Source organism: Phenylobacterium aquaticum, assembly GCF_947378715.1.
Lineage (GTDB): Bacteria > Pseudomonadota > Alphaproteobacteria > Caulobacterales > Caulobacteraceae > Phenylobacterium > Phenylobacterium aquaticum_A.
Genome location: NZ_CANCLE010000056.1, coordinates 1 through 22,083, shown reverse-complemented (window position 1 = coordinate 22,083; position 22,083 = coordinate 1). Strand labels below are relative to the sequence as shown.

The 22,083-nt window shown below is 70.9% G+C and carries 18 protein-coding genes; 12 read left to right on the top strand and 6 right to left on the bottom strand.

Annotated elements, in window-relative coordinates; translation table 11 throughout:
* Positions 1-78 precede the first annotated feature (78 nt).
* The 5 genes from Q7P21_RS09555 to Q7P21_RS09535 all read left to right on the top strand — a co-directional run bounded on the left by Q7P21_RS09555 (position 79) and on the right by Q7P21_RS09535 (position 7,830).
* Positions 79-1,395 (top strand): HAMP domain-containing sensor histidine kinase, encoded by a 1,317-nt coding sequence (locus Q7P21_RS09555; protein ID WP_304176886.1) that lies wholly within the window; start codon positions 79-81, stop codon positions 1,393-1,395.
* Positions 1,396-1,492: 97 nt separating this feature from the next.
* Positions 1,493-2,491, top strand: coding sequence for a YncE family protein (locus Q7P21_RS09550; RefSeq protein WP_304176883.1), 999 nt, complete (start codon positions 1,493-1,495; stop codon positions 2,489-2,491).
* A complete protein-coding gene (locus Q7P21_RS09545; protein ID WP_304176880.1) occupies positions 2,488-3,831 on the top strand; it encodes a TolC family protein in 1,344 nt (447 codons plus the stop codon). The genes Q7P21_RS09550 and Q7P21_RS09545 overlap by 4 nt, the downstream gene beginning before the upstream one ends.
* On the top strand, positions 3,828-4,751 hold the full coding sequence (locus tag Q7P21_RS09540; RefSeq protein WP_304176878.1) for a hypothetical protein: 924 nt from the start codon (positions 3,828-3,830) through the stop codon (positions 4,749-4,751). Before Q7P21_RS09545 ends, Q7P21_RS09540 begins: the two co-directional genes overlap by 4 nt.
* Positions 4,752-4,755: 4 nt before the next feature.
* On the top strand, positions 4,756-7,830 hold the full coding sequence (locus Q7P21_RS09535) for an efflux RND transporter permease subunit (protein ID WP_304176875.1): 3,075 nt from the start codon (positions 4,756-4,758) through the stop codon (positions 7,828-7,830).
* On the opposite strand, the gene Q7P21_RS09530 is transcribed toward Q7P21_RS09535, so the two are convergent.
* Positions 7,831-8,478 (bottom strand): FABP family protein, encoded by a 648-nt coding sequence (locus Q7P21_RS09530; protein WP_304167096.1) that lies wholly within the window; start codon positions 8,476-8,478, stop codon positions 7,831-7,833. It lies immediately after the preceding gene.
* A 137-nt stretch (positions 8,479-8,615) separates the two neighbouring features.
* Between Q7P21_RS09530 and Q7P21_RS09525 the strand changes: the two genes are divergently transcribed.
* The 5 genes from Q7P21_RS09525 to Q7P21_RS09505 all read left to right on the top strand — a co-directional run bounded on the left by Q7P21_RS09525 (position 8,616) and on the right by Q7P21_RS09505 (position 14,283).
* Positions 8,616-9,500: an alpha/beta fold hydrolase gene (locus tag Q7P21_RS09525; protein ID WP_304167095.1), complete on the top strand. Its 885-nt coding sequence runs from the start codon at positions 8,616-8,618 to the stop codon at positions 9,498-9,500.
* An 83-nt stretch (positions 9,501-9,583) separates the two neighbouring features.
* Complete coding sequence (mgtA, locus tag Q7P21_RS09520; RefSeq protein WP_304176872.1) at positions 9,584-12,103, top strand: magnesium-translocating P-type ATPase; 2,520 nt, start codon at positions 9,584-9,586, stop codon at positions 12,101-12,103.
* Positions 12,104-12,164: 61 nt separating this feature from the next.
* On the top strand, positions 12,165-12,935 hold the full coding sequence (locus tag Q7P21_RS09515) for a site-2 protease family protein (RefSeq protein WP_304176869.1): 771 nt from the start codon (positions 12,165-12,167) through the stop codon (positions 12,933-12,935).
* Between the two features lie 60 nt (positions 12,936-12,995).
* A complete protein-coding gene (locus tag Q7P21_RS09510; protein WP_304167084.1) occupies positions 12,996-13,832 on the top strand; it encodes a universal stress protein in 837 nt (278 codons plus the stop codon).
* A 142-nt stretch (positions 13,833-13,974) separates the two neighbouring features.
* Positions 13,975-14,283 (top strand): hypothetical protein, encoded by a 309-nt coding sequence (locus Q7P21_RS09505; protein ID WP_304167082.1) that lies wholly within the window; start codon positions 13,975-13,977, stop codon positions 14,281-14,283.
* Here the strand turns inward: Q7P21_RS09505 and Q7P21_RS09500 are convergent.
* Both Q7P21_RS09500 and Q7P21_RS09495 read right to left on the bottom strand, forming a co-directional pair.
* Positions 14,280-15,080 (bottom strand): DUF1295 domain-containing protein, encoded by an 801-nt coding sequence (locus Q7P21_RS09500; protein ID WP_304176867.1) that lies wholly within the window; start codon positions 15,078-15,080, stop codon positions 14,280-14,282. The genes Q7P21_RS09505 and Q7P21_RS09500 overlap by 4 nt on opposite strands.
* A gap of 211 nt (positions 15,081-15,291) precedes the next feature.
* Entirely contained in the window at positions 15,292-15,690 is a 399-nt protein-coding gene (locus tag Q7P21_RS09495; RefSeq protein WP_304167076.1) for a VOC family protein, read from the bottom strand.
* A gap of 178 nt (positions 15,691-15,868) precedes the next feature.
* Between Q7P21_RS09495 and Q7P21_RS09490 the strand changes: the two genes are divergently transcribed.
* Positions 15,869-18,004 carry an ATP-binding protein gene (locus Q7P21_RS09490; protein WP_304176865.1) on the top strand — a complete coding sequence of 712 codons (2,136 nt, stop codon included), beginning with the start codon at positions 15,869-15,871 and terminating at the stop codon, positions 18,002-18,004.
* Positions 18,005-18,058: 54 nt separating this feature from the next.
* Positions 18,059-18,577: a hypothetical protein gene (locus Q7P21_RS09485; protein WP_304176862.1), complete on the top strand. Its 519-nt coding sequence runs from the start codon at positions 18,059-18,061 to the stop codon at positions 18,575-18,577.
* Here the strand turns inward: Q7P21_RS09485 and Q7P21_RS09480 are convergent.
* The 3 genes from Q7P21_RS09480 to manD all read right to left on the bottom strand — a co-directional run.
* Entirely contained in the window at positions 18,574-19,038 is a 465-nt protein-coding gene (locus Q7P21_RS09480) for a chemotaxis protein CheW (protein WP_304167068.1), read from the bottom strand. The two genes, Q7P21_RS09485 and Q7P21_RS09480, sit on opposite strands and share 4 nt — an antisense overlap.
* Before the next feature lie 168 nt (positions 19,039-19,206).
* On the bottom strand, positions 19,207-20,712 hold the full coding sequence (locus Q7P21_RS09475; protein ID WP_304167065.1) for a PAS domain-containing methyl-accepting chemotaxis protein: 1,506 nt from the start codon (positions 20,710-20,712) through the stop codon (positions 19,207-19,209).
* Between the two features lie 237 nt (positions 20,713-20,949).
* Positions 20,950-22,083, bottom strand: a 1,134-nt coding sequence (gene manD, locus Q7P21_RS09470) for a D-mannonate dehydratase ManD (RefSeq protein ID WP_304176859.1), incomplete at its 5' end; no start/stop codon positions are given.

Sequence of the window (22,083 nt, the reverse complement as noted above, 5' to 3'; positions counted from 1 at the left end):
AAGGTGGATCGCGGCCACGGCCATGAGCTGATCCATACGGTGCGCGGGGCCGGCTATATCCTGCGCGAACCCGACTAGATGTTCCGCTCCACCAGCCTGCGCCTGGCCGCGCTCTACACCGCCGGCTTCGCGATCTCGGTGGTGCTGCTGGGCGCCGTCACCCTGCTGACCACCCGCGCGGCCCTGTCGGAACAGTTCGACGACCGGGTCCGTTCGGAATCCAACGCCTTGGTCGAGGAATACAAGGTCGAGGGGCTGGAGGGCCTGATCCAGGCGGTCAGGGAACGCGACCGCACCCCCGGGTCCCTGGACTATGGCGTGCTGGACACCGGCGGCCAGGGCATGGCCGGCCGGCTGGTCCGGACCCGGACGCCCCTGGGCTGGACCGTGGTTCGCGACCGTCCCAACCGTGAGCCCGTGCGCATCCTGACCGTGGCTTTGCCGCAGGGCCGCCGCCTGCTGGTCGGGGATGATGACAAACATGTGGAGGTGTTGGATCACATCCTGCTCCGCAGCTTCGGCTGGACCCTGCTGGGGGTGGTGATCCTGGGGGTGCTGGGCGGCTATGCGCTCAGCCGCGATGTCCACCGCCGGCTGGCGGCGATTTCCGGCACGGCCGAGGCGATCATCGACGGCGACCTCGCCCGCCGGGTGCCGGTGCAGGGCTCGGACGACGATCTCGATCGCCTGGCTCTGACCATCAACCGCATGCTCGACCGCATCGCCGCCCTGATGGAGAGCCTCAAGCAGGTCTCCAACGACGTGGCCCATGACCTGCGCACGCCGCTGAACCGCCTGCGGCAACGGCTGGAGGCGGGCCTGGCCGCTCCCGATGAACGGGCCGTCGCCCTGGAAGGCGGGCTGGCCGACCTCGATTCCATCCTGGACACCTTCGCCGCCCTGCTGCGCATCGCCCAGATCGAGGGCGGGGCGCGGCGCGCGGCCTTCCGCCGCTGCGATCTTTCGGAGATCGCCCGTACGGTGGTCGAGGCCTTCGCGCCCTCGGCCGAGGACGGCCGCCAGAGCCTGACCCTTGGCGTCGAAGGCCCGGTTCCCGTCGATGGCGACGTCGAGCTCCTGACCCAGATGCTGGTCAATCTGGTGGAGAACGCCCTGCGCCACGCCGGACCCGGCGCTCGCATCCAGGTGGGCGCCACGGCGGGGGAGGGCGCTGCGGTGCTCAGCGTCGCCGACGACGGGCCGGGTGTGCCGGAGGCCGAGCACGCGCGGCTGTTCGATCGCTTCTACCGCCTGGAGCGCAGCCGCTCGACCCCGGGCAGCGGCCTGGGCCTGGCCCTGGTCGCCGCCGTCGCGCGGCTGCATGGGGCAGAGGTCCGCCTGGCCGACGCCCACCCTGGCCTGATCGCCCGTGTGACCTTTCCGCCGGCCGCCTGAATGCCGGTGGCCCAACATTGGGGTTTGGTGATCTTCTCCCCATCGGCTGGTCAGCCCGACTCACCCAGTCTCCGCGCTTCCCAAGGGGAGAATGATCATGACCGCTTCGCGTTTCGCCGCCGCATGCCTGGCCGCCCTGGCCCTGGCGCCCGCCGCCCAGGCCGCCGGTTATCATGTCATCGACCGCATCGCCGGCCCCGACGGCGGCTGGGACTACGCCAATTATGACGCCGCCCGCGACCGGGTGCTGGTGGCGCGCGGCGCGGGGGTCACCGCCATAGACCTTAAGACCCGCAAGGTCACCGACGCCTTCGCCCCCGCCGCCCGGGGCCATGCGGCCTTCCCGGTGAACGGGGGAGCCGAGGTGGTGATCACCAACGGGACGCCCAACACCGCGACCTTCGTCAACGCCGACACTGGCGCGGCCCTGGCCTCGGTCGCCACCGGCGATGGGCCGGACGACGCCGTCTTTGACGCTCATTCCGGCCTGCTGCTGGTCATGGACCATCGCGGCGGCGACATCACGGTCATCGATCCCAAGACCCACACCGCCCTGGGCGCCATCGCGGTCGGCGGCACGCTTGAAGCCGCCGCCGTCGACGGGGCCGGCCACCTGTTCGTCAATGTCGAGAACCAGAACCTCGTCGCCGTGGTCGATATCGCCGCGCGCAAGGTGACGGCCCGTTACGCCCTCGCCGGCTGCGAGGGGCCGACCGGCATCGCCTATGTGGCCAGCGAAAAGCTGTTGATCTCCTCCTGCGACGGCGTCGCGGTGGTGACCCAGGCCCGGACCGGCAAGCAGGTTCGCCAGATCAAGATCGGCGACGGCGCCGACGGGGTCGCCTATGACGCGGTCCATCACCTGGCCTTCGTGCCGGCCGGCGTCAGCGGAACCCTGGCGGTGATCTCCATCGCCCATGGCGACGCCACCCTGGTCGAGACCGTGCCCACTCAGAAGGGCGCCCGCACCCTGGCGGTCGATCCCGCCACCGGTCGGGTCTTCCTGCCCACCGCCACCTATTCCACGACCCTCGGGCCCAATGGCCGGCCCACCGCCCTGGTCGGAACCTTCCAACTGCTCGTCGTCGGCAAGTGAGGCGGAGGGCCGTTCCCGCACTGGCGGCCCTCGCGGCGCTCGGCGCCTGCCAGACCTATGCGCCGGCGCCCGTGCGGCTGGACGCCTTTCCCGCCGCCCTGGCGGCGCGCGGCCTTGACGAGAAGCCGGCGGGCGCGGTCTGGACCGGCGCCGACCTGCTGGCCGCCGCCATCGCGCGCAATCCGGATATCGCTCAGGCCCGGGCCCGCTATCGCGCCGCCGAGGCCGCCGCCCGCACGGCGCGGGTCCGGCCGGCCGCGACCCTGACCCTGACGGCGGAATACGCCCAGGAGTCCTCGCCCTGGCTCTATGGCGCCGCCGCTGACCTTCCCGTCGACGCCGGGGCGCGACGGGCTGGCCGGCTGACCGCCGCCGACCTCGCCGCACTCCAGGCCCGCTATGACTATGTCCAGTCGGTCTGGACCGTGCGCATGGCCCTGACCAAGGCGCGGATCGGCCTGAGAGCGGCTGACGAGGCGCTGCGTCTCACCCGCGATCTGGTCGAACTGCGTGACCAGCGGGCGGGCCGTCTGAATGAGCGGGTGGTGGCAGGCGAGGACGCCCGCCCGACCGCCCTGGTCGCCGCCACCGAGCTCGCCGTCGCCCGCCATCGCCAGACCGATGCGCTCGCCCGGGCAGCCCAGGCTGAGGCCGCCCTGGCCGCCGCCCTGGGCGTGTCACCCGCCGCCGTGGCGGGCCTGCGCCTCGCGCCGGTCGAAGCCGGTCCCGACGTGCCGGTGACCGCCAGCCAGCGCGCCGAGGCCGCCGGGGCCCGCGCCGACGTGTTGCGGGCGCTGGCTGACTATGACGCCGCCGAAGCCGCCCTGCGGGTCGAGGTCGCGCGCCAGTATCCCGAGGTGCGTCTGGGGCCCGGCTATAGCTGGGACCATGGCCTGGCCAAGCTGCCGTTCAATCTCGGCCTGACCCTGCCGCCCGCCGATCTCAACCGCGCCGCCATCGCCGAGGCGGAGGCCCGCCGCGCCGAGGCCGGTCGCGGCCTGGAGGCGGCCCAGGCCCAGGTGCTGGCCGCCATCGACCAGGCCGCCGCCGCCCTGGCCGCCGCCCGGCTGCAGGACGAGATCGCCCGCACCCGCGATCTTCCGGCCGCCGACCGCGCCGCCCGCGCCGCCGCCCTCTCCCTCAAGGCGGGCGCCGCCGATCGCACCGATGACCTGGCCGCCCGGGCCGCCCTGGACGAGGCGGCGCTGACCGTCGCCGAGGCCCGCATGACCCTGGCGCTCGCCGCCCTTGACCTGGAGGACGCCCTGCGGCGTCCCGCCGATCCCGCCCAAGCCGAGCTGATGCGCGCCGCCGTCGCCCAGCTGGAGACCGCCAAATGAGCCGCGTGCGCTTCGCCGTCCTTCTGGCCCTGAGCCTGACCGCCAGCCGGGCCATGGCCGCCAGCCCGCTGATCGAGATGTCCGCCGACACTCAGCGCAAGCTGGGCCTGGCGACCCAGCCCCTGGCCGCCGCCCGCCACTCCGGCGCGATCTCCGGCTTTGCCCGGGTGCTCGATCCCGGACCGCTGGCGGTGCTGGACTCCGACATCGCCCAGGCCGCCGCCATGGCCCAGGCGTCCCAGGCCGAGGCGGCCCGCGCGCGGGGCCTGGCCGCCGCCGACGCCACCGTCTCCACCCGCACGGCCGAGGCGGCGATCGCCCAGGCCCGGGCCGACGGCTCCAAGCTGGCCCTGCTGCGCCGCCGGCTGGGCCTCGAATGGGGCCCGGCCTTCATGGCGATGAGCGACGCCAGGCGCGGCGACCTGGTCGGCCAACTGGCCTCCGGCGTGGCCGCCCTGGTGCGGATCGACGCGGGCGGCGGCCTGGCCGGGGCGAAGTCCGTGCGGCTCGAGCTCGGCGCCGGCGGGACAGCCACGGTGCAGGTGCTGGGCCCCGCCCGGTCCGCCGACCTGCGCCTGCTGTCGTCCGGCCTGATCGGCCTGGTCACAGGACCCCAGGCGAGCCAGCTTGGCGTCGGCCTGACCCTGCCGGCGACCATCAGCGCCGGCGGTGGCGGGGAGGGGGTGATGATCCCCCGCTCGGCCCTGATCCGGGCCGGCGGCGCGACCTTCGCCTATGTCCGCAAGGACGCCACCCATTTCGAGCGTCGGACGATCACCGGGGCGGCGGCGGAGCCGGCCGGCCTGTTCGCCGCCGGCGGCCTCAAGCCCGGCGAGCCGGTGGTGGTCTCGGGCGCCGCAGCCCTGCACGCCGCTGAGGCGCCGCGCGCGCCGGCCGCTGACGACGACAAGGACAAATAGGCCCGTGCTCGCCGCCCTCGTCCGCTGGTCGCTCAACCGGCCCCGCCTGGTGGCCGTGGCCGCCCTGCTGCTGCTGATCTATGGCGGCGTTGTCCTGGCCCACGCCAAGTTCGACGTCTTCCCCGACTTCGTCCCGGCCCAGGCCGAGGTGCAGACCGAGGCCCCGGGCCTGGCCGCCGAGCAGGTCGAGCAGCTGGTGACCCGACCCGTGGAACAGGCGATCAGCGGGGCGGCCGGGGTCGCCGACGTGCGCTCGGATTCGATCCAGGGCCTGTCCATCGTCACCGTGGTGTTCAAGGAGGGCTCCGATCCCTACCGCGCTCGCCAGGTGGTGGCCGAGGCCCTGGGCGAGGTTACGACCAGTCTGCCGACCGGGGTGAAGAGCCCCAAGGTCGCGCCGCTCACCTCCTCGACCATGGACCTGCTCAAGGTCGGCTTCACCTCCGACCGCATGACGCCGCTGCAGCTGCGCGACCTGGTCCAATGGACCGTGCGGCCCAAGCTGCTGTCGGCGGCCGGGGTGGCGCGAGCCACCGTCTATGGCGGCGAGGTGCGGCGGCTGGAGGTCCAGGTCCGACCCGCCGAGCTGGCCGCCCGCGATCTCAGCCTCTCCGACCTGCTGGCCGCTGTCCGCGCCTCGACCGGCGTCACTGGCGGCGGCTTCATCGACACCCCGCAGCAGCGGATCCTGATCGAGCCGCGCGGCCAGGCCCAGAGCGCCGCCGACATCGCCGCCGCCCCGATCCCCGGCAATGGGACCGGCGCGCCGCTGCGCATCGGCGACGTGGCGACCGTGCGCGAGGCCGCCGCGCCAGACGTGGGCGACGCGGTGATCATGGGCCGCCCGGGGGTATTGATCAGCCTCTCCAGCCAGTACGGGGCCAATACGCTCGACGCCACCCACGCGGTCGAGGCGGCGCTGGAGGAACTGCGCCCGGCCCTGGAGGCGCAAGGGATCACGGTGATCACCGGCCTGCACCGGCCCGCCAATTTCATTGGTTCGGCGCTCGGCGGCATCGGCGAGGACCTGTTGATCGGCGCGGCCCTGATCGCCCTGGTGCTCTTCCTGTTCATGCGCGACCTGCGCACCGTCGCCATCTCGTTCGTCTCGATCCCGCTCTCCCTGCTGACGGCGGTGATCGTGCTGGACCGGCTGGGTTCGACCATCAACACCATGACCCTGGGCGGCCTGGCGGTGGCGCTGGGCGTGGTGGTCGATGACGCAGTGATCGATGTGGAGAACATCGTGCGTCGTCTGCGCACCCGAGGCGACACCCCCGCCGCCCAGGTGGTGCTGGCCGCCTCGCTGGAGGTCCGCGCCCCGGTGATCTACGCGACCCTGGTGGTGGCCCTGGTCCTGGTTCCGGTGCTGATGCTGCACGGGCTGCAGGGCGCGTTCTTCTCGCCCCTGGCGGCGTCCTTCATCGTGGCGACGGCGGCCTCCCTGGCGGTGGCCATCGTCATCACCCCGCCGCTCGCCCTGCTGTTCCTGCGCGACGCCCGGCTGGAGGGAGAACCGGCCTTCCTGGTCCGCACCAAGGCCTGGCACGAGACCCTGCTGATGCGCGCCTGCGGCCGGCCGGGGGGATCGGTCATCGCCGCTGCGCTTGCGGCGCTGATCACCGTCGCCGGCCTGACCCTGTTCAATTCCGAGCTGCTGCCCAGCTTCCGCGAGGGCCATTTCGTGCTCAGCGTGGCCGGCCCGCCCGGGACCTCGCTCGGCGTCATGCGCCGCTATGGCGAGGCGATCAGCCACGACCTGTTGGCCATTCCCGGTATCCAGAGCGCCGAGCAACAGATTGGCCGGGCCGAGGGCGGCGAGGACACCTGGGGCACGGAGAAGAGCGAGTTCCATGTCGAGCTGAAGCCCGGCCTGTCCGGCGCGGCCCAGGACAGGATCCAGGCCGAGATCCACGAGGTGCTGGACAGCTATCCGGGCCTGGAGACCGAGGTCATGACCTTCCTCGGCGACCGGATCGGCGAGTCCCTGACCGGCGAGACCGCGTCCCTGGCGGTGGGGGTCTATGGCGCCGATCTTGACACCCTCGACAAGGTGGCAGCCGACATCGCCGAGACCCTGGCCAAGGTGCCGGGCGCGGTGGACGTCAAGGTCCAGACCCCGCCTCAGACCCCGGTGGTGCGGGTCGATCTGCGCTTCGCCGACCTCGCCCGCTATGGCCTGACCCCGGCCGATGCGCTCGACGCCGTCCAGACCGCCTATCAGGGCGTCGAGGCCGCCCAGGTCTATGACGCCAGCCGCTCCATCGAGATCGCCGTCACCGCCGCGCCGGAGGTTCGCCAGGACCCGGAGGCGGTCGGCGACCTGCTGGTCCGCTCCCCAGGCGGTGCGGCCGTCGCCCTGAAGCAGGTGGCCCACGTCTATCTGACCGACGGCCGGACCCTGATCTCCCACCAGGGCGGCCGCCCGCGCCAGGTGGTCACCACCAATCCGCCGCCGGCCAAGGTCCTGAAGGTCACCGCCGCCGCCAAGGCCGCGATCGCCAGGTCGGTGAAGCTGCCGCCAGGGGTCTATCTCGACTATTCGGGGACCGCCGAGGGGACCCTGGCCGCTCAGCGCGAGCTGTTGTTCAATGTCGCCCTGGCCGGCGCGGCCGTGGTCGCCCTGCTGCTGATCGCCTTCCGCGACGGCCGGGCGGTCAGCCTGATCCTGGCCTCCGCGCCCTTCGCCCTGGTCGGTGGCGTGGCGGCGGTGGCGGTTACCGGCGCCAGTCTCTCGCTCGGCTCGCTGGTCGGCTTCGTCACCCTGTTCGGGGTGGCCGCCCGCAACGCCATACTGCTGGTCTCGCACCTCGACCATCTGATCGTCGAGGAGGGGCATGACTGGTCGCTGGCGACCCTGGCCCAGGCCACGCGTGAGCGGGTGACCCCGATCCTGATGACCGCCCTGGTCACCGCCCTGGGCGTCGCGCCATTGGCCATACAGACCGGTCAGGCGGGCCGCGAGATCCAGGGGCCCATGGCCATCGTCATCCTCGGCGGGCTGTTCACCTCGACGATCGCCAGCCTGATCCTGCTGCCGGCGATGATCTGGCGCTTTGGCCGGCCAACGATGCGCTGATCAGTCGGCCCGGCCGTCGATCCGCGCCAGCGGGTTGGGCGTCGGCTGGGCGACGCGGGTCAGGGTGTTGCGGTCGGTGTGGTGGAAGGGCTCGTCCTGGCCGCGCACCTTCAGCACCGTGTCCTCGAAATAGGACCAGCTGTCGTCCGACAGGATCGTCACGCTCATCTTGAAGGAGTCGGTGCGGAACGCCGCCTCCAGGAACGGGGTCGAGCAGATGCCGTTCTCGGTCGAGCCGCGGATCGCCTCGACCTCGAACTTGGTGGCGTCGGCGGCGGCCGAACCCATGGCCAGGACGACCTGGCCGCGCGGGATGGTCAGGGAATGCATGATCAGCCCGGTCGCCGGCTCCCAGAGCCAATAGCCGATCTGGTCGTGATAGGTCTCGGTCTCGCCGGGCTTCACGATGTGGACGTGGTATCGCAGGCCATAGAGCAGCTGCGGCCCGTTCGACTGCGGATCGATCGGCTGACAGTCGATGTGCTCGACATAGACTTGGCGGCGCGGGGTGTCGAAATAGGGGTTCACGTCGAGCCCCTTGGTCCCCTCCCAGACCCCGGCCAGCCCACGCAGCGGGCCGAGATTGGCCAGGGTGTCGGTGTCGACCTCGTCCTGTTCGCTGAAGATGTCGGCAGGGATCTCGGACATGGGGGCTCCACGGGGTGAGGGACGACCTTCCAGGGTTTGCCGGGCCGCCGCCGGCGCCGTCAAGCGCGACGTCCTCTGTTGACGCCGCCGCCGCTGGGCGCCATGGCCGAGGGCATAGGTCGGGGGCGGAAACACGCATGTCTGAAGTTCTGGAGCCGCGCCTGCGCGACCGCGTCATCGCCTTGCCCGGTCGCGGCGGTGAGATGGCCGCCTATGAGATGGGCCCGGCTGACCGGCCGATCGACCTGGTCTTCAGCCACGCCAACGGCTTCAACGCCCGCACCTATCGCAGCCTGCTGGCGCCCCTGGCCGACCGCTGGCGGGTGCTGATGATCGACATGCGCGGCCATGGCCGTTCGCGCCTGCCCACCGAGACCGAGGGCCGCACCTCCTGGAGCGACCTGGCCGACGACCTGATGGCGGCCCTGGCGGCGGAGGATCTGACCAACGTCATATTGTCGGGCCACTCCATGGGCGGCTGCGCCAGCCTGATCGCCGCGGCCGGCGCGCCGGAGCGGGTGCGCGGCCTGGTGCTGTTCGACCCCGTGGTGATGTCGCCCGACACCCCCCAGCCGCCGCCGGAGGACATGGCGCGCTCGCCCCTGGCGCTGGGCGCTCGCAACCGCCGGGCGGTGTTCCCCAGCCACGCGGCGGTGGTCGAGGCCTATCGTGGCCGGGGCGCCTTCAAGACCTGGCCAGAGGCGGCCCTGGTCGACTATGTCGCCGACGGTTTCGCGACGCGGGCCGACGGCGAGGTCGAGCTGACCTGTTCGGGGGCCTGGGAGGCCTCCAACTTCACCACCGCCGACAGCGCGGGCTTCCGGGCTTTTGGCGCCTCGCGCTGCCCGATCCGCGTCCTGCGGGCCGAGCACGGCTCCACCTGCCGGGTCGACGGCCATATCGAGGCCCTGACCGCCGATGGCCGGATCCGCATCGAGACCGTGCCGGGCACATCCCACTTCCTGCCGATGGAGCGTCCCGACCTGGTCCGCGAGACGCTGGAAGCGGCCCTGGCAGGCTAGGGCCGCGACCGCCGCACGTTTCGCGCGTTCCCTAAGTTGAGCCGGGTCAAGGCGATCCGGCGCGGTTAGGCGATGCTGCAACCATGACCGCCACCCCTGCCGCCGACACCCCCTTCTGGGCCGAGCCGATCGAGGCGCTGCACGCCCGGCTGGGATCCCGCGCCGAGGGCCTGACTACCGCCGAGGCCGCCCAGGCCCTGGTCCGGTCCGGCCCCAATCTCGACGCCCCGCCGGCGCGGTTCGGCCAGCTGAAGGCCATCCGCCGCCGGCTGCTGGAGCCGCTGGCCCTGATCCTGGTCTGCGCCGCCATTGTCTCGGCGGCGACGGGCGACGTGGCCGGCGCCAGCATCATCCTGACCATCGTCCTGATTTCCGTCGGGCTCGACACCGTCCAGGAGGGTCGCGCGCTCAAGGCGGCCGAGAGCCTGCGCCAGGCGGTGGCGCTGACGGCCGAGGTGCTGCGCGACGGCGTCTTCCTGGCCCTGGACGTGGCGGAGGTGGTCCCCGGCGACATCGTCCGCGTGCGCACCGGCGACATCGTCCCGGCCGACATCCGCCTGATCGCCAGCTTCGCCTTGTCGACCAGCGAGGCGGCCCTGACCGGCGAACCCTATCCCGTCCTCAAGGCCCCCGGCGACAGCGTCGCGCGATCTCCCGCCGAGGCGGCCAACGCCTTGTTCCGGGGCTCGGTGGTCCAGGCGGGCGAGGGCACGGGCCTGGTCGCCGGCACCGGCCGCGCGACGGTGTTCGGCGAGGCCGCCGCGATCCTGACCGAGGCCGAAGGTCCCTCGGCCTTCGAGCGCGACCTGCATGGCCTGGGCCTGTTGATCGCGAGGCTGACCCTGGCCCTGGCCCTGGTGATCCTCACCGCCCATGTGGTGGCGGGGCGGCCCGTGCTGCAGTCCTTGATGTTCGCTGTGGCGCTGGCCGTGGGCTTGACCCCCGAACTGCTGCCGATGATCACCACCGTGACCCTGTCGCGCGGGGCCATGCGGCTGGCGGCCCGCAAGGTGATCGTCAAGCGCCTGGCCGCCATTCACGACCTGGGCGCCATGACGGTGCTGTGCACGGACAAGACCGGCACCCTGACTGAGGCGCGTATCCAGCTGGACCGCTCGGTCGATCCCGACGGGGGGGAAGATCGCGGCCCGGCGCGGCTGGCCGCCATCGCCGCGACCCTGGGCGGGGATCGCGGCGGGCTGGACGCCGCCCTGGCGCAGGGCGAGCCCAAGGCCGCCGAGGGCTGGAGCCTGATCAGCCAACGGCCTTTCGACTATCAGGCCCGGGTCGGCGCCGTGCGGGTCAAGGGCCCCGACGGCGAGCTGACCCTGGTCAAGGGCGCGCCGGAGGCGGTGATGGCCCGTTGCACCACGGTGCGCACGGCCAGCGGCCTCAGGCCCATGGACGACGCCCTGCGGGCCTCTGTGGTCGGGCGGGTCAAGGCGCGGGCGGAGGAGGGCTTCCGCGCCGTCGCCATCGCGTCGGGCGCGGACTGGGGCGGGCCGACCGGGGACGAGAAGGTCTTGACCCTGGAAGGCTTCTGCCTGGTCTCCGACCCGATCAAGCCCACGGCCAAGGCCGCCGTCGCGCGGCTGGCCGAGGCGGGGGTGAAGCTCAAGATCCTGTCCGGCGACGATCCCATCGTGGTGCGCCGCCTGGCCGGACTGGTGGGGCTGCGCGCCGAGCGGGTGCTCTCCGGCCCCGACATCGCCGACATGCCCAACGCCGCCCTCGCGGTTCAGCTGGACCAGGTCGACGCCTTCGCGCGGCTGTCGCCGGACCAGAAGGCCCGCATCGTGCGGCTGTTCCGCGAGCGCGGCGAGGTGGTGGGCTACCTGGGCGACGGGGTGAATGACGCGCCGGGCCTGAAGACCGCCGATGTCGGCCTGTCGGTGGAAGGCGCGACCGGCGTGGCCCGGGCGGCGGCCGACATGATCCTGCTGGACTCCGACCTGGCCGTGGTGGCCGACGGGGTGGAGGAGGGGCGCAGGACCTTCATCAACATCATGAAGTACGTGCGCATGGGCGCCAGCTCCAACATCGGCAACATGCTGTCGATGGGCGTGGCCTCGCTGTTCCTGCCCTTCCTGCCGATGCTGCCGACCCAGATCCTGCTCAACAACCTGCTCTATGACATCTCCGAGATCGGCATCCCGCTCGACCATGTCAGCCCCGCCGCCCTGCGCCATCCCCAGGTCTGGAGCCTCAAGGCCATCGCCCGGTTCTCGGCGGTGATGGGGCCCCTGTCCTCGGTGTTCGACCTCCTGACCTTCGCGGCCCTGCTCCTGGTGTTCCACGCCGCGCCTGCGGAGTTCCGCACCGGCTGGTTCCTGGAATCCATGGCCACCCAGATTCTGGTGATCTTCGTGATCCGCACCCGGGGCCTGCCGTGGAAGGCCCTGCCGCATCCCTGGCTGACGGCGACCTCGCTGGGCGCCCTGGCCGTGGCCGTGATCCTGCCCTTCACGCCGCTGGGGGCGCCCCTGGGCTTCGTGGTTCCCAGGCCCGCGGTGCTGGCGACCATCGGCCTGTTCGTGGTGATCTATCTGCTGGCGGCCCAGGGTCTGAAGCGCTTCGCCTTTCCGCAGCCCGCCAAGGCTTGACCTGGCGCAAGGCGCGCCGCGCCCGTCTGGGCCAGACCTGGGCGGTCAACAGGAGTCCGCCATGAGCGCGATCGAAGCCCGGCCGCGCCGGGGCGGGCTGCATCTGTTCGGGGTCGAGATCCGGATCAATCTGAGCTGGCTGGTCGCGGCCCTGCTGATCGGCAGTTCCCTGGCCTCGGGCGCTTTCCCACAGCTCTATGCCGGCCTGCCGCCCCAGTCCTATCTGGCCATGGCGGTGATCGCCGTCCTGGGGCTGGCGGTGTCGATCGTCCTGCATGAGCTGTCCCATACCCTGGTCGGCCGGGCGTTCGGCATGCGGATCGACCGCATCACCCTGTTCTTCTTCGGCGGGGTCGCCGAGCTGCGGGACGAGCCCCACACACCCTTGAGCGAACTGGCCATGGCCATTGCCGGGCCGGCCTTCAGCCTGGTGTTCGGCCTGGTCTTGGCGGTCGTGGCCGGCGCGCTGCACGCCATGGGCGCCAGTGTGATCGTGATCAACGCGGTGACCTATCTGGCGGGGCTGAACATCATCCTGGCGGTGTTCAACCTGGCTCCGGCCTTTCCCCTGGACGGAGGCCGGGTGCTGCGGGCCCTGCTGTGGCTGGTCCTTCGGCGCCAGGACACCGCGACCCGCACCGCCCTGGCGATCAGCGAGGGGCTGGCGCTGCTGCTGATGGGCGCCGGCCTGGTCGTGGCGGTCCGCGGCGAGGTCGCCGGCGGCCTGTGGTGGGTCATCATGGGCTGGTTCCTGCGCGCCTCGGGACGCGCCGAGCGGGCGTCGCTGAGGCGCGGATCGGCCGGCGGGGTTGAGGCCGCCCGTGAGGGTTGATCCCGGTCAAGGCGCGCGGCCGCCAAAGGGCGTCCAATGTCGGCTCAGAAGGAGCACGCCATGACCTACCGCGACATCCTGGTTCAGATCGATGAGACCCCGGTCTCCCGCGCCCGGGCCCGGTTCGCCGCCGGCCTGGCCGGACGCTTCGAGGCGCACCTGACCGGGGTGTTCCTCAAGAGCCAGTTCCTCCACCAGTACATGGCCGCCGAGTCGCTCAGCGGCATGTCGCCAGACATGATCGACAGCCTGCTCAAGGAGCATCTCAAGGCCGTCGACAAGGCGGGCGAGGCGGCGCGCATGGTCTTCGAGGCCGCCGCCGCCGAGACAGGCGCCAGTTCCGAATGGCTGCCGATCGAGGGGGACGCGCCCACTGACCTGGTCGATTGCGCGCGCCGCGCCGACCTGACCGTCTTCCCGGTCTCGGCCACCGCCAGCATGGGTCAGAACCGCCACTCCGCCGCCAGCCTGGCCCTGGCCAGCGGCGGGCCGGTGCTGGTGACGCCGGACGACCCGCCGGCCGGCTTGGTCGGCCGCAACATCCTGATCGGCTGGAACGGCAGCCGCGAGGCCGCCCGCGCCCTGCATGACGCCTGGCCCTTCATCCGCGAGGCCGACGCGGTGCATGTGCTGATCGTCTCGCACGGCGGTCTGGGCGGGCCCGAGGGCCTGTTGCAACGCCACCTGGAGCGCCACGGCGTCACCCCCAACATCATCCGCGACTCCAGCGACGACGCCTCGGCGGCCGATGTCCTGCGCCATCAGGTCAAGACCCTGGGCGCCGACCTGGTGGTCATGGGGTTGTTTGGTCGCTCGCGACTCGCCGAACTGATCCTGGGCGGGGTCAGCAATGATCTCCTGGCCGCGCCGCCCTGTCCGCTGTTCCTGTCCCATTGATGGGGACGTTGCGTCGCACTTGGTCGAATTCGGCCGGCCAGCGGTTGTTTGCGGTTGATTGATCTGCGCCCTTCCGGTTGGAGGGCGCTTGTGCTTCTCAAAGACGCTTGACCGCGTCGCCCGTATTCAGCCCAGTTAGGCCATGACGACCGAGCCACCCCGCCGCCGGATCCTGACCCTGAAGTCGGGAATTGCGCCGAAGACGGCCGAAGAGCTGTTCGGCAAGAAGCGGGCGCCGGCCAAGGCCGCTCCGCCACCGCCGCCGCCGGCCCCCAGCTTCGGCTGGAAGTGCAAGCCCTGCGGCAAGGGCTTCGATCCGCCGGCCGAGGGGCCGGATGACGAGGTCGTGCGTTGCCCCAATTGCAACGCCCGGGTGGGGATCGCCGGCGACTTCCGCGCCGATCCGCCGCCGGCCCGGCTGCGCGCCCGCTCGGTGAAGAAGCCGGGCTAAGCCGTCCGTTTCGGCGGCCAGGGGACGAAGCCCGAAGTCTGGGCCACATAGGCCTCGTAGTCCGGCCGGCGTTTGGCGATCGAGCCCTCGACCGTCGGCACGCCGCTCCAGCGGGTCAGCAGCAGGGTGATCAGTATGGGAGCGGGCAGGCTGGCGGCGCCGACCAGACCGGTCTCGGCCGCGATCAGCCACAGACCCCACCACATGCAGGCGTCGCCGAAATAGTTCGGATGGCGCGTGTAACGCCAGAGCCCGGTGTTCAGCACCTTGCCGGCGTTGGCGGGATCAGCCTTGAAACGCACCAGCTGCCAGTCGCCCAGGCTTTCGAACCCCAGGCCGAGGGTCGCCAGGACGACGCCGGCCCAGCCGACCGGGCCGAGGGCGCCGGCGTCCGCCACCTGGCCCAGCTGGACCGGCAGGCAGACCACGAACTGCAAAGGCATCTGCAGGGCGAAGACCAGCAGCAGCGAGGCCTGGCCATAGCCCCAGCCGCGCTCGGCCTGGGCGGCGGCCATCATGGTCGAATAGCGCCGATCCGGGCCGTGCTGGCGCCAGCGCCACAGGAGATAGCCGCCGAGCCGGACGCCCCAGGCGACGCAGAGCGCGGTCAGGGCCAGCCGGTGCGCGCCCTGGCCGCCGGTGGCGAGGAAGCTGGTCAGGGCGATCACCGCCATGCCCAACCCCCACCAGCCATCGATGAAGCTGGGGTCGCGGGTGCGCAGGTTGATCGCCCACAAACCCAGGAACAGGGCGATCGAGACAGCGGCATTGAGGGCGAGCAGGGGCAGGACGGCCATGGGAAGCTCCGGAGGTTCCCAAGCTATACGGGGGCGAGGCCCCCAAGGATGAGGACCAGCTTGCGACGGCCACCCCATCGCGAACGCGCCGGGGCGAACGAGCCGGAGCGGGAGATCTCCGCCCCGTCGCCCGGCGCGCGGTCGTGAGGATGAGGGGCCTTCGCGCTCGGCGGGCTCGCGCCGGTCGGCGCAGAGTCCGTCAGGCCCGAGCTCAGGCCTTCGGCGCCGGCGCCTGGAGCAACTCGATCACATAGCCGTCGAGGTCCTTGCCCAGGCCGACAATGGCCCCGCCCAGGCTGGCGTGGGGCGCGGGCTCCACATGGATCGAACCGCCGGCCGCGCGGATGGCGGCGGCCGAGGCGACCGGATCGGTGACGTAGAACACCAGCTTGATCGGCAGGTCGCGATAGTCGCGCTCCGAGCCGTCGGTCCAGTGCATCAGGACCACGGCGTTGCGCGCCTCATGGCTCATGACGATCTCGTCCATATAGGGCAGCTTGAAGGTCTGGACCGGCTTCATGCCGAGCGCCTTCTCGTAGAAGACCGCCGAGGCGGCCAGATCGCTGACCCCGATGCCGGTGGCGCCGAGATAGTCGGGGGAACGGGGCATTTGGGGATCCTTCCAGGCTGTCGGAGGCGGGATTTATACCGGGCTTTCGAACCGTCGCGGCCTCCTTTTCGGAGCCGGTCTGCGCAAGGATACGTGTGGCGAAATGTCACACAACCTTGGATAAAGTTGGCCGGTTGAAATCAAAGCGATTTTAGCAAGCTCGGCGCAAGCTGCGCCCATGAGTCGGACCGCCGCCTTCTCCATCTTCAAGCGCACCATGGCCTTGATTGGATCCGGCGCGGATCTGTCTGGCGCGCTGGAGGCCATCGTGCGGATGGTCGAGGCAGAGGACCCGACCATCCTGTGCAGCATCCTGCTGCGGGATGAGACCGGGACGCGCCTGGCGCCCGGGGCGGCGCCGAGTTTGCCGGACTTCTACAATAACGCGATCCACGGGCTTGAGATCGGCCCCAATGTCGGCAGCTGCGGCACGGCCATCTTCACGGGTCAGCGCGTGGTGGTGACGGACGTCCAGACCGATCCGCTCTGGGCGCCCTATCGCGATCTGGCCGGCCAGGCTGGGCTCGCCGCCTGTTGGTCGGAGCCGATCCGCCTGGCGTCGGGCGAGGTGGTCGGCAGCTTCGCCATCTATCACCGCGAAGTCAGCAGGCCCTCGGACGACGATGTCGCCCTCATCGAGGCGGCCGCCGAACTGGGCGCGCTGGCGATCGCCCGTGACCGGACCGACGCCGCCGCGCGGGCCAGCGAGACCCGGGCGCGGGAGGCTGCGGACCGTGAAGTCGAGGCGGCCCGCGAACTGATGACCTTCTTCGACATGTCGGCCGACCTGCTGTGCATCATCAATGACCGGGGACGGTTCGTCCGCCTGAGCCGGGCCTGGGAACAGGTGCTGGGCTGGCCGGTCGAGAGCCTGGTGGGGCAGTCCTATCTGCCGCTGATGCACGAGGAAGACCGGGCGACGACGATTGCGGAAGGGCGGCGGTTCCTCGAGGGCCACGCAGTGTTCAACCACCGCAACCGCTATCGCCATCGCGACGGGAGCTATCGGGTCCTGGAGTGGCAGGCGCGGCCGTCGGGCGAACGGGTCTATGCCGTGGCGCGCGACGTGACCGAGCAGTCCCGGGTCGAGGCCGAGACGGCCGCCGCGCGGGAGGCCGCCGAGCGCGCCAACCAGGCCAAGAGCGATTTCCTGGCCAATATGAGCCATGAGATCCGCACGCCCCTGAACGGCGTGATCGGGGTGGTCGACGCCCTGGCGCGGACCGAGCTGACCGTTCCCCAGCGGGAGATGGTCGATCTGGTCCGGGGCGCGGGCGCCACCCTGACGCGCCTGGTGTCCGACATCCTCGACCTGTCGAAGATCGAGGCCGGCGGCTTGGAGTTGGAGCTGGGAGTGTTCGATCTGGGCGAGACGCTCAGCGGCGGACTGGCGGTGGCGCGACTGAACGCCGAGGCCAAGGGCCTGGCCTTCACCGCCCGGTTCGGGCCGACCGCCCGGGGGCGGTTCCAGGGCGACGGGGTGCGGCTGCGCCAGGTCGTCGGCAATCTGTTGTCCAACGCCATGAAATTCACCGCCGCGGGCGAGGTCATGGTCGAGGTCGAGGTGACCGAACCCGCGCAGGGCAACGGCCCGGCCCAGTTCACCTGTGCGGTGCGCGACACCGGGGTGGGCTTCGACGCCGAGCTCGCGGACCATCTGTTCGAGCGGTTCAACCAGGCCGACAGCACCATGACCCGACGCTATGGTGGTTCGGGCCTGGGCCTGGCGATCTGCAAGTCGCTGGTCGAGATGATGGGCGGCCAGATCAGCGCGCATTCTCGGCCAGGGGAAGGCAGCACCTTCAGCTTCAGCCTGCCCCTGACCCGCGACCAGGCCCTGGCAGACTATGACATCGCCCGCCAGCAAATCCCCTCCGCCGCCCGTGCGGCCGAGGAGGCGGAGGCCGAGACCTCGCAGGGCGGCCGCGCCCTGCATGTGTTGCTGGCCGAGGACAATCTCGCCAACCAGAAGGTGGTCGAACTGCTGCTGTCGCCCTTCGACATCGTCCTGACCACGGTCGACAACGGCGCCCAGGCGGTGGACGCCCTGCGGTCCGAGCCCTTCGACCTGGTGCTGATGGATCTGCAGATGCCGGTGATGGACGGGCTCACCGCCACCCGCGCCATCCGTCGCTGGGAGGCGGAGCAGGCTTGGCCGGCGCACGTGCCGATCGTCGTGCTGAGCGCCAACGCCATGGCCCACCACTGCGCCGAGGCCCTGGAGGCGGGCGCCGACCTGCACGTGGCCAAGCCGCTCACCGGCGACGCCCTGCTGGCCGGCATCGAGAAGGCCCTGGACAGCCGGGCCGCCTGACGCCCGCAGATCTCGTGCTAGGTTCCGCTCGAACGTGAATCAGCGGGGCAGGTGATGCGGCGATCGGTGGTGTTGAGCGGCATGGCGGCGGCCCTGGTCCTGGCCGGCTGCGCCAGGCCCGCGCCACCCCCGACCGATGGCGCCCTGATCGCCGCGTTCGAGGCGCACAAGGACCTGTTCCATGAGGCGGTCGCAGAGTTCGATCGCGCCCCAGGGATCGAGGCTGTCACGCTTCGCGAGGGCCAGGCGAGTCCCAAGGCCGAGCCGAAGTCCGCCGATCCGGCCCGGGCTGAACGGCTGGCGCGCATTCTGAGATCGGTAGGGGCGACCTCAGTGGCGGCGGGCGAGACCGGGCCAGACAACGCCTCCAGCCTGGCCGTGCGCTTCGCCTATCTGGCGCCCACGCGCTGGGGATCGAAGGCTGTGAAGGGCATCGTCTATGACCGGGCGGCCAACCCCCAGGACCAGGTTCCGGACACCGACGCCTTCGCCCGTCGTGGGGAGAAGGCCAAGTATCTCTATGTGGAGCGGCGGATCGAGGGCGACTGGTACATCTACCAGTGGCTGGACTAGGCGGCTTCGGCGACCCGGGGCAGGACGCCGTCGAGGGTCAGCAGGGTGACGATGCCGGCGTCGGTGGTGATGACGCCCTGCACAAACTCTTCCGAGCGGTCCGCGCCGACCTGGGGGGCCGGTTGCAGCATGTTCTCGGCCAGCACCACGATGTCACAGACCTCGTCGACCAGCAGGCCGACCTGGCGGCCGTCGATATGGGCGACGATGACCACCGAGGAGGAGGTGCGCGCGCAATCCTTGAGCCCCAGGCGCGAGCCGAGATCGACCACCGGCAGCACCGCGCCGCGCAGGTTGATCATGCCCAGCACATAGGACGGCGCGTGGGGCAGGGGCGTGGAGGCCGTCCAGCCGCGAATCTCGCGAACCATCATGATGTCGATGGCGAACTGTTGGCCGCCAATGGCGACGGTGACCAGTTCAGCGCCTACCGCAGGCAGGCCGCGTTCATCGAGAGCCATCAGGGATCCTTCCGGGGACGGGGTTGGGCGGGGGCCGCAGCCCATACTCGATTTACAAAAGCGACTGGAATTCAGTAGGGATCGCGTTGGTAAATGAAGCCCTAATGCCGGGGCTTCCGGGCGCGGGTTCGGCGCGCCCGGAGCCGATTTGGCGCATCGGTCGCAGGGTCAGAAGCTCTCCCAGCTATCGACGTCTGGCGCAGGATCGAGTTTGCGCGCGGCCGCCGCCCCGGAGCGCTGGGCCAGCGGCGCAGGGCGTCGCTGGGGCGCCTGGGCGCGCGCCTGATGCGCCGGGCGCCGGGCGGCGGTGATCGCGCCGAGATCGAACTCGCCCATCAGCCGGTTCAGCTCCGTCGCCTCGTTCGACAGCGCGTGGCTGGCGGCGGTGGATTCCTCGACCATGGCGGCGTTCTGCTGGGTCATCTGGTCCATCTGGTTGACGGCGGTGTTGACCTGATGGAGGCCGGCGGCCTGTTCCTGGGCGGAGGCGGCGATGCCGGTGATCAGGTCGGTGATCTGGGCGACCTGGCTGACGATGCGGCGCAGGGCCTCGCCGGTCTTGCCGACCAGGTCCACGCCCGTGCTGACCTGCTGGTTGGAGGCGGAGATCAAAGCCTTGATCTCCTTGGCGGCTTCCGCCGAGCGCTGGGCCAGGGCCCGGACCTCGGAGGCGACGACGGCGAAGCCCTTGCCGGCCTCGCCGGCGCGCGCGGCCTCGACCCCGGCGTTGAGCGCCAGCAGGTTGGTCTGGAAGGCGATCTCGTCGATCACCCCGATGATCTGGCTGATCTGGGAGGCCGAACCCTCGATGGCGCCCATGGCGGTGACGGCGTTCTCGACCACCTTGCCCGAGGCGTCGGCGTCGGTGCGGGCGGCGGTGACGGCGGTCTGCGCCTGGCGGGCGTTCTCGGCGGTCTGGCGGACCGTGGCGGTGATCTCCTCCAGGGCGGCGGCGGTTTCCTCCAGGCTGGCGGCCTGCTGCTCGGTGCGCCGCGACAGCTCGTCGGCGGCCTGACTGATCTCGCCGGCCCCGGACCGCATGCCGCCCGCAGTGTTGACGATGGTGGTCATCACCTCTTGCAGGCGTTCGATCGCGCCGTTGAAGTCGGTCTGGAGACCTCTGTAGTCCTCGGCCAGGGCGGCGGTGATGCGATAGGTCAGGTCGCCGGCGGCGAGGCGTGTGAGGCCCAGACCGACCTCGGCCACGGCCTGCTCCTGGCGGGCCTGGGCGCTTCGGCGCTCCGCCTCGTTGCGCGCGCGCTCCTGCTCGATCGCGGTGACGTCGGTGGCGAACTTGATGACCCGGAAGGGTTTGCCGGCCGCGTCGAACATCGGGTTGTAGGAGGCCTGGATCCAGATCTCGCGGCCGCCCTTGCCGATCCGCCGGAACTTCTCGGCGACAAATTCGCCGTTGTTCAGAGTGCGCCAGAAGGCCTTGTAGGCCGCGCTGTTCGCCTCCTCGGGCGGGACGAACATGGCGTGCTTGCGGCCCACCACCTCGTCGGCCCGGTAGCCCAGGGTGTCGAGGAAGTTCTGGTTGGCCTCGACGATCGTGCCGTCGAGCTTGAAGGTGATCACCGCCTGGGAACGCTGGATCGCCGCGACGGTCGCCTCCAGGGTCATCTGCGTTTCGATCTCCGCCTTGCTGAGCTTGCCACCAAACCAGTTCGCCATCGGAAATTCCCCTTCGCCTCGGACATGAAGGGGTGCGCCCGGCATGCCGGCACAGCCCCGCGCAACAGGGTTCGAGCGTCGCGGGGTCTCCGCGGCGGGCCGTTACCTGGACTACCCCAAGTTACTTTTGGTGGGACAGAATGCCGCGCAGCGTTGTGGCCAGAAGCTAAATCAAAGGTTAACGGGCGTCGGGCCGCCACCCCGATCTGAGTATAAAGATTTGTGACGCCCAGTGTTTCACCAGTTCCACATGGTCCCGTCCTCGAGTCTTGCAACTGGAAGCTGACGCGGCTCGTAAGGATACTTTGCGGCGAGCGCCTCGTCGATGTCGACGCCGTGGCCGGGCGCATCACCCGGAAACAACAGTCCGTCCGAGAAGCTGTAGGCGTGGGGGAAGACCGCGTCGGTTTCTGCGGTGTGGCGCATATATTCCTGGACGCCGAAGTTCGGAACCCAGGTGTCGAAGTGCAGGGCCGCGCCCATGGTCACCGGCGAGAGGTCCGTCGCCCCGTGGCAGCCCGTGCGCACCTGCCAGAGCGAGGCGAAATCGGCGATCCGCCGCAGATGGGTGACCCCGCCGGCGCCCACGATGGTGGCGCGGATGTAGTCGATCAGCTGCTCCTGGATCAGGTCCTTGCAGTCCCAGATGGTGTTGAACACCTCGCCCACCGCCAGTGGGGTGGTGGTGTGCCGCCGGATCAGGCGGAAGGCCTCCTGGTTCTCGGCCGGGGTGACGTCCTCCAGCCAGAACAGCCGGTAGGGCTCCAGCGACTTGCCGAGTTGGGCGGCCTCCAGCGGGGTCAGGCGGTGGTGGGCGTCGTGCAGCAGGTGCGGCTCCATGCCGAACCGCACGCGCAGGGCCTCGAACAGCTTGGGGGTGTGGTCGAGATATTTCGGTGTCGACCAGACGGTCTCGGTGGGCAGGGCCGCGTCGGCCGGTTCATAGAACATGTCGCCGCGCCCGACGCCGTAGGCCTTGTCCACGCCCGGAATGCCGGACTGCGCGCGGATGGCCTTGTAGCCCATGTCGATATAGCGGCCGACCTCGTCGCTGGTCTGGGCGATGTCGGCGCCGTTGGCGTGGCCATAGACCAGGACGCCCTCGCGGCTCTTGCCGCCGAGCAGGTCATAGAGCGGCGCGCCGAGCGCCTTGCCCTTGATGTCCCATAGGGCCACGTCGACGGCGGCGATGGCCCGCATGGTGACGGGGCCCCTGCGCCAATAGGCGCCGCGATAGAGATATTGCCAGATGTCCTCGATGCGCCGCGCGTCGCGGCCGATCAGCACCGGGATCACGTGCTCCTCGAGATAGGCCACAACGGCCTTTTCCCGCCCGTTCAGGGTGGCGTCGCCGATGCCATAGACGCCCTG

What these genes read in the sequence shown, in the direction of transcription:
- Q7P21_RS09500 (WP_304176867.1), bottom strand. Translation starts at nt 15,080, where the DNA reads ATGGCCGTCCTGCCCCTGCTCGCCCTCAATGCCGCTGTCTCGATCGCC.
- Q7P21_RS09490 (WP_304176865.1), top strand. Translation starts at nt 15,869, where the DNA reads ATGAGTCGGACCGCCGCCTTCTCCATCTTCAAGCGCACCATGGCCTTG.
- Q7P21_RS09540 (WP_304176878.1), top strand. Translation starts at nt 3,828, where the DNA reads ATGAGCCGCGTGCGCTTCGCCGTCCTTCTGGCCCTGAGCCTGACCGCC.
- Q7P21_RS09495 (WP_304167076.1), bottom strand. Translation starts at nt 15,690, where the DNA reads ATGCCCCGTTCCCCCGACTATCTCGGCGCCACCGGCATCGGGGTCAGC.
- Q7P21_RS09475 (WP_304167065.1), bottom strand. Translation starts at nt 20,712, where the DNA reads ATGGCGAACTGGTTTGGTGGCAAGCTCAGCAAGGCGGAGATCGAAACG.
- Q7P21_RS09555 (WP_304176886.1), top strand. Translation starts at nt 79, where the DNA reads ATGTTCCGCTCCACCAGCCTGCGCCTGGCCGCGCTCTACACCGCCGGC.
- Q7P21_RS09550 (WP_304176883.1), top strand. Translation starts at nt 1,493, where the DNA reads ATGACCGCTTCGCGTTTCGCCGCCGCATGCCTGGCCGCCCTGGCCCTG.
- Q7P21_RS09510 (WP_304167084.1), top strand. Translation starts at nt 12,996, where the DNA reads ATGACCTACCGCGACATCCTGGTTCAGATCGATGAGACCCCGGTCTCC.
- Q7P21_RS09530 (WP_304167096.1), bottom strand. Translation starts at nt 8,478, where the DNA reads ATGTCCGAGATCCCTGCCGACATCTTCAGCGAACAGGACGAGGTCGAC.
- Q7P21_RS09480 (WP_304167068.1), bottom strand. Translation starts at nt 19,038, where the DNA reads ATGGCTCTCGATGAACGCGGCCTGCCTGCGGTAGGCGCTGAACTGGTC.
- Q7P21_RS09525 (WP_304167095.1), top strand. Translation starts at nt 8,616, where the DNA reads ATGTCTGAAGTTCTGGAGCCGCGCCTGCGCGACCGCGTCATCGCCTTG.
- Q7P21_RS09485 (WP_304176862.1), top strand. Translation starts at nt 18,059, where the DNA reads ATGCGGCGATCGGTGGTGTTGAGCGGCATGGCGGCGGCCCTGGTCCTG.
- Q7P21_RS09515 (WP_304176869.1), top strand. Translation starts at nt 12,165, where the DNA reads ATGAGCGCGATCGAAGCCCGGCCGCGCCGGGGCGGGCTGCATCTGTTC.
- Q7P21_RS09505 (WP_304167082.1), top strand. Translation starts at nt 13,975, where the DNA reads ATGACGACCGAGCCACCCCGCCGCCGGATCCTGACCCTGAAGTCGGGA.
- mgtA (WP_304176872.1), top strand. Translation starts at nt 9,584, where the DNA reads ATGACCGCCACCCCTGCCGCCGACACCCCCTTCTGGGCCGAGCCGATC.